10 protein-coding genes are annotated in these 13,683 nt (G+C 61.5%); 7 read left to right on the top strand and 3 right to left on the bottom strand.

Annotated features, from left to right (window positions below; genetic code table 11):
- Positions 1–175: 175 nt before the first annotated feature.
- Together HQR01_RS10100 and HQR01_RS10095 are read right to left on the bottom strand one after the other, a co-directional pair.
- A complete protein-coding gene (locus HQR01_RS10100) occupies positions 176–1,357 on the bottom strand; it encodes a sugar-transfer associated ATP-grasp domain-containing protein (RefSeq protein WP_173214756.1) in 1,182 nt (393 codons plus the stop codon).
- Between the two features lie 7 nt (positions 1,358–1,364).
- The gene (locus tag HQR01_RS10095; protein ID WP_173214755.1) at positions 1,365–2,387 is read right to left on the bottom strand and encodes a D-alanine--D-alanine ligase family protein; all 1,023 of its coding nucleotides are present in this window, start codon (positions 2,385–2,387) and stop codon (positions 1,365–1,367) included.
- A gap of 142 nt (positions 2,388–2,529) precedes the next feature.
- Here HQR01_RS10095 and HQR01_RS10090 point away from each other — a divergent pair, with 142 nt between their 5' ends.
- Positions 2,530–3,165, top strand: a complete 636-nt coding sequence (locus tag HQR01_RS10090; protein ID WP_173214754.1) for a class I SAM-dependent methyltransferase — start codon at positions 2,530–2,532, stop codon at positions 3,163–3,165.
- A gap of 116 nt (positions 3,166–3,281) precedes the next feature.
- On the opposite strand, the gene HQR01_RS10085 is transcribed toward HQR01_RS10090, so the two are convergent.
- Complete coding sequence (locus HQR01_RS10085) at positions 3,282–5,969, bottom strand: Rne/Rng family ribonuclease (protein ID WP_173214753.1); 2,688 nt, start codon at positions 5,967–5,969, stop codon at positions 3,282–3,284.
- Positions 5,970–6,417: 448 nt separating this feature from the next.
- On the opposite strand from HQR01_RS10085, the gene HQR01_RS10080 reads away from it, so the two are divergent.
- The 6 genes from HQR01_RS10080 (at position 6,418) to HQR01_RS10055 (ending at position 13,680) form a co-directional block, all read left to right on the top strand.
- A complete protein-coding gene (locus HQR01_RS10080; protein ID WP_173214752.1) occupies positions 6,418–7,281 on the top strand; it encodes an N-acetylmuramoyl-L-alanine amidase family protein in 864 nt (287 codons plus the stop codon).
- Between the two features lie 63 nt (positions 7,282–7,344).
- Positions 7,345–9,858: a penicillin-binding protein 1A gene (locus HQR01_RS10075; RefSeq protein ID WP_173214751.1), complete on the top strand. Its 2,514-nt coding sequence runs from the start codon at positions 7,345–7,347 to the stop codon at positions 9,856–9,858.
- A 75-nt stretch (positions 9,859–9,933) separates the two neighbouring features.
- Positions 9,934–11,061, top strand: coding sequence for a peptide chain release factor 2 (gene prfB / locus HQR01_RS10070; RefSeq protein WP_173214750.1), 1,128 nt, complete (start codon positions 9,934–9,936; stop codon positions 11,059–11,061).
- Entirely contained in the window at positions 11,058–11,816 is a 759-nt protein-coding gene (locus HQR01_RS10065; protein WP_173214749.1) for a class I SAM-dependent methyltransferase, read from the top strand. The genes prfB and HQR01_RS10065 overlap by 4 nt, the downstream gene beginning before the upstream one ends.
- Entirely contained in the window at positions 11,816–13,222 is a 1,407-nt protein-coding gene (locus HQR01_RS10060) for an NAD(P)H-dependent flavin oxidoreductase (RefSeq protein ID WP_173214748.1), read from the top strand. The genes HQR01_RS10065 and HQR01_RS10060 overlap by 1 nt, the downstream gene beginning before the upstream one ends.
- Before the next feature lie 2 nt (positions 13,223–13,224).
- Entirely contained in the window at positions 13,225–13,680 is a 456-nt protein-coding gene (locus tag HQR01_RS10055) for a GNAT family N-acetyltransferase (RefSeq protein ID WP_234030120.1), read from the top strand.
- Positions 13,681–13,683: the final 3 nt, after the last annotated feature.

The raw sequence follows: 13,683 nt of genomic DNA, 5'->3' as shown, positions 1-13,683 counted from the left end.
AAATCCTACGCGATGGAACACATGGAACACGGTTCAGGTGGAAAGCGAGCACCTGCTTGAAATTGACAGAATTACTCAGGTTTACAGACCCTTCGAAGCGTCAAATGGCTGTTCCATCCTCTGGTGTATGCGGGTAGGAAAGCACTGCCTGCGCGGATTATGCGAAATTCCCGAGCTACCCGTGCGAGAGGAATCGCATTGAACGGTCTGGATGCATCCGAACTGCCCGATCGAGATGCCAGGACAGAAGCTCGCCATAGCGCATCGTACCGATCCCACCACCCGCGGCGCGTTGTGTGAGGCGGACGGCAGGACGCTGGTTCGCTTCGATCAGTACTGGGCCATCGCGTGCGACACCGATGTCCCATCCAACGATGACTTGTTCTGGAAAGAGCTTGGCATGAGCATCTCTGGCCAAATCCAATGCTGCCCGCCAATCTGGAAGTTGCCGACCTATGATCACTCCGCCCGTTTCCGGATGAACCGGATAGCGCCCAGGTTTCCAGCCGGAAAGGCCTTCGCCCAGAATGCCTGCTTCCATGCTCACGGGGGCAATAAGTCCTCCAGCGTGGCCATTGTCGACTGCGACTCCGCGACGTGCCGGGTAACGGAGCGTGGTCGAAACGACCTCGGGAATGCTTCGTTCATCGAGGATCGTAGTGATCCGCAGTGTCGGCAAGGCGTCGAGAGCAAGATCGACAATCGTCGGATGGGCCGTGCAATGCTTCTGTACCAGCCAATGCCCTTCGCGAAGGTCTGAAGGAAGAGGGCAGTTCTGCGCGAATTGCTTGGCAGGGTAGACGGCAATTCCTCGGCCGCCGGATCCGCGTGTCGGTTTGACAAGCACCGTAGCTTCGAGAGGAAGGGAACGCCGCAAGTGTACCCGGCCTTCGATAATCTCCGCATAGAGGTAGGGGACCCGCAAGCCCGCATTCTCGCAGGCTCGCTGGAACTGCTCCTTGTCCAGCAAGTCCTCGCGATGGTCGGAGCCGTAGCTCTCCATAGTGCGAATGACCGGAACCTGTTCCATCCTGCGCTTGATGACCCGCAGATCGTTCTCGCAACCAATGTCGAAAATCGCAAACTCGAAGGGGTCGGTCATCCAGCGTCGCGCCAAGGGAATGATGTGTTTGCGCCAGCTCGCGTCCTTCTCCCAGACCTTTGCCGCGCTTCGGGCCCGTAACGGTATCCAGATCCAGAACCACGCGAAGATCAACGCATTGAGCATGATTCGCGCTGGTCCGAGCTGCTCCTTCCGCCACTCGTAATACGGGTGCAGGAAATCCGCCGCTCGGAAGCGGATAATACCGGGATAGAGGAAGAAGTTCAGCCTAAGCCGGTCGTAGACCCTTCGCATCGCGGCATCAGGCGTAATCTGCCATCAATCCGTTGCGCCGCCAGCTCTCTGCCAGCAGGGTCTCGAGCAGGTCCGCGTGGCTGAAGCCGGCATGGCCCGCAGCCTTGGCCATGACCTTTTCGGACCACAAATTGCAGTTGAGGTTGATCTCGATGAAGTTGATCTCGCCGGTGTCGAGGTCGAGCCGGAATTCGATCCGGCCGTAATCGAACGGCACGAACTCCTGCGCCACGCGCTTTGCGAAGGCTTCGATCTTGGGGGCCAGCTCCGGATCGTCGAAGCGCTTAAGCGCGGCCTTTTCCTTGTTTTCGACCAGGTCGCGCTTTTCATAATAGGTCCACAGGCGCTGGGTATCTTCACGCTCGTACCACAGCATCGGCAGCGCAATCGGCTCGTCCTTGATGGTAATGAAGGCACACTGCACATCGTAGCCGTTGAGGTAGGGCTCGACGATCGCATCGTGGCCCTGCGTATGGATGTCCCACACGGCGTTGGCGACGCCCGTCCAGTCGTGTGCGTCGGAAATGCCCCAGCTGGCTGAAGATGCGTTCGGTTTGATCACCCAGCGACCCTTCGGGCTTGGCGGCAGGCTTTCCTCGCGCACGGGAGCGCCGCGACGATAGCAGAACCAAGGTGCAGTGGGCACGCCAGCGTGCTGGCAAACCAGCTTGGAGACCGACTTGTCGTCACCCAAGCCACGCAGGAACGGCATCGCCCCCAGATAGGGAATGCCGTGCTTGTTGCACAGGATCGGGATCAGCATTTCGCTGTTCACGAAACCGCCGCGATTCAGCAGTGGGAAGACGAAGTCGACGTCAGGCTTGGTGAACAGGACTTCGTAGTTGTTCGCGAGCGTCAGGTTGAGGTCCAGCCCCTCAAGCGTGCTGCGGACCTCATGATGGTAGATCGCGTGATTGCCATCTTCCGGGTGCATCCCACCGCCGAACAGGGCGTGCTTGGCCATGAACAGGAGGCGGATGCGGTCCTTGGCTTCCTGGAGAATACGGAGGGGTGCGATCGAAGAGGTCATTCTGGGAGGCTCGTTTGCTGTGATTGGGGCGGCCTTAATGCGCGCGTCGACGCATCGCCAGTGCTTTGTGACGGGAGAAATTCTTCTTGCCGCAAAGGCGGAACGCGATAGCCTGCTTGTACGAGGGTTAGAGAGGGGCGGAATGAGCCTGAAGAATTGGTACGATGCGCATGTCATGCCGCGCCTCATCACCTTGGCCTGCGGGCAGCCAGGGATCGAGAAGCGACGCAGTCAGCTTGTCCCATTGGCGGATGGCAGCGTGTTCGAGATCGGCTGCGGGGGCGGACTGAACCAGCAGTTCTACGACACCGAGCGGGTGACGAGCTTCAGTGGTATCGATCCGCATCAAAAGCTGCTCGAGGGCGCGCGCCATGAAGCTGGCCGCAAGGGTTGGCGGGTCGATCTGCGCCAGGGTGTGGGCGAGGCCATCCCTTTCAGCGACTGCAGCTTCGATACGGTCGTTTGCACCTATACGCTGTGTTCCGTCGAAGATCCGGCGCAGGTCCTATCCGAGTTGCGGCGCATCCTCAAACCCGGTGGCAAGCTGCTGTTCCTTGAACACGGCAAGGCGCCCGACGCGGGCGTTGCGAAGTGGCAGGAGCGGATTGAGCCGATCTGGAAGCCGTTGGCCGGAGGGTGCCACCTGACGCGACCGATCGGCTCGGCGCTTCGGGGGGCAGGTTTCGCCGTGGAACCGCTAGGGCAATCCTATCTACCCAAGACTCCGCGCGTGATGGGTTGGATGGAATGGGGTGTGGCCCGTAAAGAGAGCGCCTGATCCCCCCAGATTAGGCGCCGGTTTAGTACCTGCACAGAAATTCGGAGGAAAACTGGGCCCCCGTCGGCACTGCGACGCTTAGATTGCGCCCAGTGACCGACGGGGTTCAGCAATGGCTATTCGCCGAAGGTCCGTTGCCACCAGCCGCGGCGGGGCTTCTCCTCGCCTTCGGCAACTGGCGTTTCGGGAGCGGGCGCCTCGGCTTCGGCAGTTACTTGTTCTTCGGGCTCGACCTTCTTCTTACGAGCCCGCTTGGGTTTAGGAGCTGGCTCCTCCTCAGCAGTCGGTTCGACAGCAGCCTCGACGGGTGCTTCCTCGACCTTCTTCTTGCGGGTCCGCTTCGGTTTGGGCGCGGGTTCCTCCGCCGCGGGGGCCTCGGTCTCAGCCACGGGTTCAACCGGTGCTTCTTCGACCTTCTTCTTGCGGGTGCGCTTGGCCTTGGGCTTGGGCGCTTCTTCCTCAGCAACGGCTTCCGCCGTCTGCGGCGAATCCTCGGGGCCAGCGACCACTGCCATGTCCTCGGCAACCTGTTCGGAAACCTCAGTCAACTGGTCGCCGTCTTCTTCGCCCTGCTCGTCGGTACGATTGCCCCGACCACGTCCGCCCCTGCGACGACCGCCCCGACGGCGGCGCTTCTTCGGACGATCCTCGCCGTCCTCGTCCTCGCTCTCGGCGGAACGCTCTTCGCCGTCCTCGTCGTTTTCGTCCCGGCTTTCGCTGGCCTCGCCCTCGCCATTTTCGTCGCGACGCTTGTTGCGACCGCGACCGCCACGACGGCGGCGACGCTTCTTGCTGCGGCGCTCCTCGGCTTCGGCCTCGGTTTCGCCCTCTACGGCGTCGTCGTCTTCTTCATCGCCGTCGGTCTCGAGTTCGACCTCGTCCTCTTCTTCCTCGACGATAGGCTCGAACTTCGGAACGGTCGTTGGACGCGGGCCCGAGCTCGAAACGCTCATCTTGGCGCCTTCGTCCTCGCCTTCGGGGCGAACGACGACCTGGACGCCATAGCGGTCCTCGATTTCCATCAGGTCGGCGCGCTTCTCGTTGAGCAGGTAGACTGCCGCCTCGGTGCTCGCACCCAGCGTGATGATCGTCCCGCGTCCCTTGGCCGCTTCTTCCTCGATCAGGCGCAGCGCCGAAAGGCCGGCCGATGAAGCCGTGCGGACCAGACCGGTACCGTCGCAGTGCGGGCAATCGCGCGTGGTTGCTTCGAGAACGCCGGTGCGCAGTCGCTGGCGGCTCATTTCCATCAAGCCAAAGCTCGAAATCCGGCCAACCTGAATGCGCGCACGATCGTGCTTGAGCGCTTCCTTCATTGCCTTCTCGACCTTGCGGGTGTTCGAGTGGTGCTCCTGGTCGATGAAGTCGATGACCACGAGCCCAGCCATGTCGCGCAAGCGCAGCTGGCGGGCAATTTCGCGCGCGGCCTCGAGATTGGTCGAGAGCGCGGTCTGCTCGATATTATGCTCCTTGGTGGAGCGGCCCGAGTTGATGTCGATCGACACCAGCGCTTCGGTCGGGTTGATTACGAGATAGCCGCCGCTCTTCAGCTGGACGACCGGGTCGTACATCGCCTTGAGCTGGTCTTCCGCGCCATAGCGCTGGAAAAGCGGAACGGGATCGGCGTACTGCTTTACCCGGCGCGCGTGGCTCGGCATTAGCAGCTTCATGAATTCCTTGGCCGATTTGTAGCCGGTCTCGCCTTCGACGACGACTTCCTCGATTTCCTTGTTGTAGATGTCGCGGATGGCGCGCTTGATGAGGTCACTGTCCGAATGGATCAGCGTCGGCGCGGCGGATGCCAGGGTCCTCTCGCGAATTTCGTCCCACAGGCGGGCCAGATAATCGAAGTCGCGCTTGATCTCCGGCTTGGTGCGCTGGAGGCCGGCAGTTCGGACGATCAGGCCCATCGACTTAGGCAGCGTCAGGTCGGAAACGATTTGCTTCAGGCGCTTGCGGTCCTGCGCGCTCGAAATCTTGCGGCTGATCCCACCACCGTGGCTGCTATTGGGCATCAGCACCGTGTAGCGCCCGGCGAGGCTGAGATAGGTCGTCAGCGCGGCACCCTTGTTGCCGCGCTCTTCCTTGACGACCTGGACCAGGAGAACCTGGCGGCGCTGGATGACGTCCTGGATCTTGTAACGGCGACGCAAGGCCATGCGCCTGGCACGGGCTTCGTCGACTTCCTTGGCGCGACTGCGGCCGCCCTTGCCCTGGCGACGGCCGCGACCCTTGCGCCCGCGACCGCGGCTTTCGCTCTCGGCCTCAGCGTCAGCGTCGTCGCCATCATTCTCGTCGTCGCCGTTCTCGCCTTCATCCTCGTCGGAGAAGCCATTCTCGACGTGACCGTCTTCGATCGTAGCGACCTCGTCCTTGTCGGAGGTGTCAACCTCCTCAAGCCCGTCCTCGGCGAACTCCTCGGCGAGCTGCTCGGAGCTTTCATCCTCCGCGTCATATTCGTCGCCGGGCATTTCGCCGCGGTCTTCTTCCTCTTCGCGCAGGCGCGCCTCTTCCTCGGCCACCTCGGCCTCGGCAGCGAGCAGCGCTTCGCGATCTTCCTTGGGGATCTGGTAGTAGTCGGGGTGAATTTCGCTGAAGGCTAGAAAGCCGTGGCGATTGCCGCCGAAGTCCACGAACGCCGCCTGCAGCGACGGTTCGACCCTGGTTACCTTGGCGAGGTAGATGTTGCCTTTGATCTGCCTGTGATCGGCAGATTCGAAATCGAATTCTTCAATCCGGTTGCCCTTGAGCACCGCCACCCGGGTTTCTTCCTGGTGGCGCGCATCGATAAGCATGCGCGTGGCCATGTAATATTCTCCAGCCGCTGCCGGGCGGGGCGGACCCTGCCTCTGCGCGGCGCTTCATGTTGGTGATTCCGCGTCCCTTCGAGGGATAAGCGGCGTATGCGGACCGGCAGCTGCGCAGGTGTGCGCGAAGCCGGGTATTCGTGACTGCGGGAGTGCCCGTGCGCTGCGATTGCGCTGTCCGGCCCGACATGGCTGCAGCAAGGCAAGAGGCCTTTACTGCAGAAATCGGGGAGGAACGAGGCATGTCCGGCATCAACCTGTTTGCGATTTGACCGGGTGCCTTGAAACGCCCGGCCAGGATAGGTGGTTTTCGCGATGTCCCTCTTCGTCGCGGATTTTCGCGCCGATCGGAGGCACCGGATAACCGATGAGCGATCGCTAGCACCGTGGGTTTCGCGCGGCAACCATATTGCACGTTTGGATAACATAGTCGTAACCACGCAAGGGCATGTCGATCCGCGCACAAATCCTTGGCCTTGTGCTGGTCCCGTTGGCGATTGCAGCGTTGCTGATCGCCACCGCCCAGCGCGTGCCCGTACCTGAAATCGGACGCGGCTATGTGATCCACGCCGTGCTCCCCAAAGTCGATGCGGCACTGGCTCTCCCAGTGGTGCAGGGTGATGCGGCGCTGCCGCTGATCGTGATCGATCCCGGACACGGCGGCCATGATCCCGGTGCTTCCGGCCAGGGATTGATCGAGAAGGATCTCGTACTTTCGCTGGCCAAGGAATTGCGTTCCGAACTCGAAAGGACAGGAGGGTTTCGCGTTGCGCTTACACGCAGCGATGATTGTTACCTGCTTCACGCCGAACGGTTCGAGATAGCCCGTCGGCTTGGTGCTGACCTGTTCATCTCAATCCACGCCGACAGCGCCGGCGACGCTAGTGAGGTGAACGGGGCAAGTATCTATACACTGTCCGAAGAGGCATCGAGTGAGGCCGCGGCCCGCTATGCCGAACGCGAAAACGCTTCGGATCGCCTGAACGGGCTGGAACTCGGCGACCAGAGCGACACCGTTACGCCGATTCTGGTCGAATTGTCGCAACGCCTCGCGCAGGAACAGTCAAACGAGTTGGCCGGCTTAATCCGCCGCGAAGGGGAGGGCGTCATCGAATTTCACCCGCAACCCCTGCGTTCGGCTGCGCTCAAGGTGCTGCGCGCACCCGATGTGCCCTCGGTATTGTTCGAGAGTGGCTTCATCACGAACGCGTCGGAAGCGCGGCGCCTTTCATCACGGGAAGGGCGCCAACACTTTGCCGAGGTCGTGGCGCGGGCCATCCGTATCTATTTTGCGCGTCGTGTAGAAAGCTGAGCTGGTCGCATTGTTCCGTCTGGCGATTTGCCAAGAGGGCGTGCTAGAGGCGCAGCTCAAACCATGTCCGAACAGCTTTCCCTAGACTATATTCGATACCGCATCAGCCGCGATCCGCAGCGACTCTATGCGTGGTTCCAGGACAATTGGGCGCACAGTCGCCGGTTGCGCGTTGCGAGTTATGCTGCGGGCATCGGGCTGGTGCTTTTGGTACTCGCCTGGGCGACCTTGGCCCGGAATTTGCCGGACGCAGAGTCGCTGGTCGATTACGAAACGCCGTTGCCCACGGTGGTGCGTGGCATCGATGGTGAAATCGTCCATTCCTACGCTCGCGAACGTCGGGTGCAGCTGCAGTATGTGGATTTCCCGCAGCAATTGATCGAAGCTTTCCTTTCGGCGGAAGACAAGACCTTTTTCACCCACGGAGGCGTCGACATCACCGGTACTCTGGGGGCAGTAGTCGACTACGCGCTGAAGGTCGGATCGGGTGAACGGGCCGTTGGCGGTTCGACCATCACACAACAGGTTGCGAAGAACCTATTACTGGGCGACGAATATTCGGTTACCCGCAAGCTCAAGGAAATGATCCTAGCGACACGCATCGAAAGCGTGCTGACCAAGGACGAGATCCTTGAACTTTACCTCAATGAGATCCCGCTTGGCCGCCGCAGTTTCGGAGTTCAGGCAGCTGCCCGTGCCTATTTCGATAAGGATGTCGATGATCTCGATCTCCACGAAGCCGCATTTCTTGCGATCCTTCCCAAGGCACCGGAGCGCTACGGTCGAACGAAATTTGAACGATTGGCGATCGAACGGCGCAATTTCGTGCTCGACCAGATGGTCGCGAACGATTTCATCACCGCGCAGGCAGCTGACCAGGCGAAGGCGGAGCCACTTGGCTTGGTCCAGCAGCGCCGCGAACGGTCGGCGGATGCGGGGTACTTCCTCGAAGAAGTCCGCCGCCAGTTGATCGACAAGTTCGGTGAAACGGCAGAGGCGGGTCCGAATAGCGTCTATTCTGGCGGTCTGTGGGTGCGTACCTCGCTCGATATGGAATTGCAGAACGCGGCCAGGGACTCACTACGTGCAGGACTGCTGCGCTATCATGGCAATCGCGGCTTCACCGGGCCGATTGCGACCCTTAACCCCGAAAACGGAGACCTGCATTCGCAGCTAGCTTCGTCGAACCTTTCGATCAGCTATGAAAATTGGCGGATCGGCGTGATTGTGTCGGCCGGCAGCTCCGCGATGATCGGTTTTACCGACGGCAAGGACTACTCGCTGGTCGATCCTCCGGCGACTTTGAAGGTGGGTGACGTTGTTGCGTCGGTTCCATCGGGCAATGGCTACGTACTGCGTGGCGTGCCTGAGGTTTCGGGTGCCTTCCTGGCTGAAGCGCCCCAGACGGGCCGGATTCTCGCCATGCAAGGCGGCTTTGACAGCCGATTGGGTGCCTTCAACCGCGCGACACAGGCGCTGCGCCAGCCAGGGTCTACGATCAAGCCGTTTGTCTATGCCGCAGGGTTGGATCAGGGAATGACGCCCGCCACCCAGGTTCCGGACCAGACCTTTTGTGTCTATCAGGGGGCGAACCTGGGCGAGAAGTGCTTCCGCAACTTCGGTGGAGGTGGCGGTGGGGTGCATACGATGCGTTGGGGCCTCGAGCAGAGCCGTAACCTCATGACGGTCCACATTGCCGACATGACCGGGATGCCGAATGTCATCCAAACCTTCGAGCGCGTCGGCATCGGTAGCTATGAACCCTATTACGCCTTCGCTCTGGGTGCAGGCGACACCACCGTGGCACGGATGGTCAATGCCTATGCCGCGCTCGCCAACTGGGGACGCCAGAACGAAGGGACTGTCATCGACTATGTCCAGGATCGCCGCGGCAAGGTGATTTACCGGGCCGACAAACGCGACTGCAACGGCTGCAATATGGACCAGTGGGACGGCAAGCCGATGCCGCGTTTCGAACCGTCGGGCAAACAGGTGCTTGACCCGCGCACGGCCTTTCAGGTGGTCCACATGCTTCAGGGGGTGGTCACACGTGGCACCGCGGTGCGGCTGCGTGACCTGAACTTGCCGTTGTTCGGAAAGACCGGGACCACCAGCGGTCCGACCAATGCGTGGTTCGTTGGGGGCTCGCCTGATATCATCGCAGGAATGTATGTCGGCTTCGATCAGCCGCGGAACCTGGGTGGTTGGGTCCAAGGTGGGAACACCGCCGGTCCGATCATGAAGCAGTTCGTCCAGGAAACGCGCAAGCGGTGGGTCGCCGAAGATTTTGTCGCCCCGCCAGGCGTGCGTATGGTCAAGATTGACCGGGTCAGCGGCAAGCGGGTATTTGAGGGTACTCCGACCGAGGATCCCAAGGCCGCGATCATCTGGGAGGCCTTCAAGCCAGATACTGAACCGCCGCGCGCTACGCGTTCTGACGCTATCGCGGCGAAACGGAATGAGATTCTCGAGCTTATCCGGCGTGCGCGCGAGGGTGATGAGCTGGGGCAAGGGAACGGCGATGGCCAAAGCCAGCGGCCGGGAGACTTTGTCGAGGAACAGGGCGGCGTCTACTAGCCGCATTTCCCCCACAGCTTTACAATCACGGTCCGCGCGCTAGGGGGCGGGACCACTGGACTGAAGGAATTTTCCATGCGTGCCGAAGGGCAGGCCCATATCGAGAGGATCGAAGCGGCATTGGCGCTGGTGCGGCAGTCGCTTGACTGGGAACGCGCCCTGCGCCGCCTCGACGAGCTCGACGCCCGCGTGCAGGATCCGAAACTGTGGGACGATCCCAAGCAGGCGCAGGCGATCACCCAGGAACAGAAGCGCCTCGAAACCGCGATCAAGACCGTTCGCGAGATCGAGAGCGAAATGGCTGACGCGATCGAGTTCGTGGAAATGGGCGAAGCCGAAGCCGAAGACGATGTCGTACGCGATGGCATGGCGACGCTCGCCGGGCTTGCGGATCGCGCGGACAAGGACAAGGTTCAGGCGCTGCTTTCGGGCGAGGCTGATGGCAACGACACTTACGTTGAGATCCACGCCGGCGCCGGTGGGACCGAAAGCCAGGACTGGGCCGAAATGCTGTTCCGCATGTATGCGCGCTGGGCCGAGCGGAAGGGTTTCAAGGTTGAGACCGTCGAGTACCAGGCGGGCGATCAGGCGGGGATCAAGAGCGCTACGCTGCTGCTCAAGGGCGAGAACGCCTATGGCTATGCGAAGACCGAAAGCGGTGTCCATCGCCTGGTTCGTATCAGCCCCTACGACAGCTCTGCGCGTCGCCATACCAGCTTCAGCTCGGTCTGGGTCTATCCGGTGATCGATGACGACATCGACATCCAGATCAACGAGAGCGATCTGAAGATCGACACCTACCGAGCTTCGGGTGCCGGCGGCCAGCACGTCAACACTACCGATTCCGCGGTTCGTATCACGCACGTGCCGACCGGGATCGTGGTTGCCAGCCAGAACGACCGCAGCCAGCACAAGAACCGCGCCACGGCGATGAATATGCTCAAGGCCCGCCTGTTCGAGCGTGAAATGGCGGAACGCGAAGCTGTGGCCAGCGGGGAATACCAGGAAAAGAGCGAGATCGGTTGGGGCCACCAGATCCGCAGCTACGTCCTGCAGCCGTACCAGATGGTCAAGGACCTACGCACCGGGGTTACCTCACCCACGCCGGACGACGTACTTGACGGTGCGCTCGACCCGTTCATTTCGGCTGCTCTGGCCCAGCGCGTGACCGGTGAAGCGGTTGAGGTGGAGGACGTCGAGTGAGGCTCGGCCTCGCGCTCCTTACCCCTCTCGCAATCCTTTGCGCGGCTTGCGATGGAACGCCCTTTGCTCCCGAGCAGCAGTCGTTCCCCAAGCCCGATCGCCCGGTATCGGGCAAGGGCAGTTACCAGGTTTCGACCGAGACCCAGCGCGACAATCGCGGTGAGGCCCGGACGGTGATGGACCTGGCCGACATCAAGGATGGCATGACCGTCGCGGATATCGGCGCAGGCAATGGCTACTATACGGTCAGGCTTGCCGAACGGGTCGGCGTGGATGGCCGGGTGCTGGCGCAGGACATCGATGGCGATGCGCTGGCCCGGCTTGGCCGAAGGGTCGAACGCGAAGGGTTGGAGAACGTCTCGATCCTGCGTGGGGATCCGGCCGATCCGAAGCTGCCAGAGAACAGTTTCGACCGGATTTTCATGGTCCATATGTACCACGAGATCGAGCAACCCTACGAGTTCCTCTGGCGGATGTGGCCAGCGTTGCGCAAGGGTGGCGAGGTTGTGGTGGTCGACATCGACCGGCCCACCGATCAGCATGGGATCGACCCTTTGTTGCTGTCCTGCGAGTTCGAGCGGGTTGGCTATGAGCTTGTAGAGTTCAAGGACGCCCCTGAATTGCTGGGCTACTATGCACAATTCAAGGCAGCGGCTAGCAGGCCCGAGCCGGGAGAGATCAAACCGTGTCGCAGCGAAAGAGCTGCAACGGGTGAGGCGCGCAGGCTGCGCCCAACCAAGAGAGAGAAAGTATAATGAGTTTCAAGGGGTTGAGCCCAATTCTATACGGCGGCCGAGAGGTCTGGCCGCTGGTGGAAGGGGGCAAGGGGGTTTCCGCAACGAATCATGCCAGTTCCGGCGCATGGGCTGCTGCAGGCGGAATCGGTACTGTCAGCGCGGTGAATGCCGATACCTATGACGAGGACGGCAACCCGATCCCCCAGGTCTATCCGCAGGCCACCCGCAAGGAGCGCTTCGAGCAGCTCGTCCGCTACGGGATTGACGGTGCCACCGAACAGGTCAAGCGCGCCTATGAGATCGCCGACGGCAAGGGTGCGATCAACATCAACGTGCTGTGGGAAATGGGTGGAGCGCAGCAGGTTCTCGAGGGCGTTCTAGAGAACTGCAAGGGCCTTATTACCGGCGTCACCTGTGGTGCGGGCATGCCCTACAAACTCGCCGAAATCGCCGCGCGCTTCAACGTCAATTACCTGCCGATAATCAGTTCGGCGCGTGCCTTCCGTGCACTGTGGAAGCGCAGCTATTCGAAAGTACCCGAACTGATGGCGGCAGTGGTCTACGAAGACCCCTGGTTGGCCGGCGGGCACAACGGTCTTTCCAATGCGGAGGACCCGGAAAAACCCGAGGATCCCTATCCGCGAGTGAAGGCGCTGCGCGACACGATGCGTGCCGAAGGCGTCAGCGAGGATACCGCGATCGTCATGGCTGGCGGCGTCTGGTTCCTGCGCGAGTGGGAGAACTGGATCGATAATCCCGAACTGGGCAAGATTGCCTTCCAGTTCGGCACGCGTCCGCTGCTCACCCATGAGAGCCCGATCCCGCAGGTGTGGAAGGACATGCTTCGCACGGTCGAGCCGGGCGATGTGCTGCTGCACAAGTTCAGCCCGACCGGTTTCTATTCGAGCGCCGTGAAGACGCCGTTCCTCTACGACCTGATCCATCGGTCGGAACGGCAAATCCCGATCTTCAAGCGCGACGAGGAAGACGGCACCGTCCCGCTCGCCGACCACGGCAAGGCCAAGTATTTCTGGGTCCACCCGGGCGACCAGCGCAAGGCCCTGGCGTGGATGCACGAGGGCTTTACCGAACCCCTCAAGACCCCCGAGAACACGGTGGTCTTCGTTACCCCCGAAAGCGCTGAGCAAATCCGGGCCGACCAGCAGGGTTGCATGGGCTGCCTGTCGCACTGCCAGTTCTCGAGCTGGAAGGACCACGACGATCACACCACCGGGCGGCTTGCCGACCCGCGCAGCTTCTGCATCCAGAAGACGCTGCAAGATATCGCCCACGGTGGCGATCCGGACGAAAACCTCGCCTTCGCCGGTCACGCGGCCTACCGCTTCAAGCAGGACCCGTTCTATTCGAACAACTTCACTCCTACGGTGAAGGAACTGGTCGACCGGATTCTGACCGGAGACTGACCGTGCGTATCGGCGTGGCAAGCCTAGCAGATGCCGACGTGCGCGAGCTCATAACGGTGCATCAGCGGCGGATGTATGAGGCATCGCCGCCCGGGACATCCTTCGCGCTGGACCTGACCGGGTTGGACCGGCCTGAGGTGACGGTGTTTGAAGCGCGAGAGGATGGCGCCTTGCTCGGCGTTGGCGCCTTGATGGCGCTGAGCGCCACGAGCGGTGAGATCAAGTCGATGCGTACTGCCGACACTGCCCTTCGGCGCGGGACAGGCCAGGCCTTGCTCGATCACATCGTGGCTGTCGCACGCGAGCGCGGTTATGCCAGCTTGTTGCTGGAGACCGGTACGGGTGAGGTCTTCGAGCCGGCCAATCGGCTCTACCTGCGAAACGGATTCGTCCGCCGCGGACCGTTCGGAGACTACAGCGAAACCGCGTTCAACATCTTTTACGAAAAGGCGCTTTGATAC

Source organism: Erythrobacter mangrovi, assembly GCF_013260645.1.
GTDB lineage: Bacteria > Pseudomonadota > Alphaproteobacteria > Sphingomonadales > Sphingomonadaceae > Qipengyuania > Qipengyuania mangrovi.
Note: the sequence above shows the minus strand (reverse complement) of the source record. Positions and strands in the feature narration are given on the sequence as shown.

Bases quoted from the DNA above. Each gene is read 5' to 3' on its own strand.
- HQR01_RS10100 (WP_173214756.1), bottom strand. From the start codon at position 1,357: ATGCGAAGGGTCTACGACCGGCTTAGGCTGAACTTCTTCCTCTATCCC.
- HQR01_RS10095 (WP_173214755.1), bottom strand. From the start codon at position 2,387: ATGACCTCTTCGATCGCACCCCTCCGTATTCTCCAGGAAGCCAAGGAC.
- HQR01_RS10090 (WP_173214754.1), top strand. From the start codon at position 2,530: ATGAGCCTGAAGAATTGGTACGATGCGCATGTCATGCCGCGCCTCATC.
- HQR01_RS10085 (WP_173214753.1), bottom strand. From the start codon at position 5,969: ATGGCCACGCGCATGCTTATCGATGCGCGCCACCAGGAAGAAACCCGG.
- HQR01_RS10080 (WP_173214752.1), top strand. From the start codon at position 6,418: ATGTCGATCCGCGCACAAATCCTTGGCCTTGTGCTGGTCCCGTTGGCG.
- HQR01_RS10075 (WP_173214751.1), top strand. From the start codon at position 7,345: ATGTCCGAACAGCTTTCCCTAGACTATATTCGATACCGCATCAGCCGC.
- prfB (WP_173214750.1), top strand. From the start codon at position 9,934: ATGCGTGCCGAAGGGCAGGCCCATATCGAGAGGATCGAAGCGGCATTG.
- HQR01_RS10060 (WP_173214748.1), top strand. From the start codon at position 11,816: ATGAGTTTCAAGGGGTTGAGCCCAATTCTATACGGCGGCCGAGAGGTC.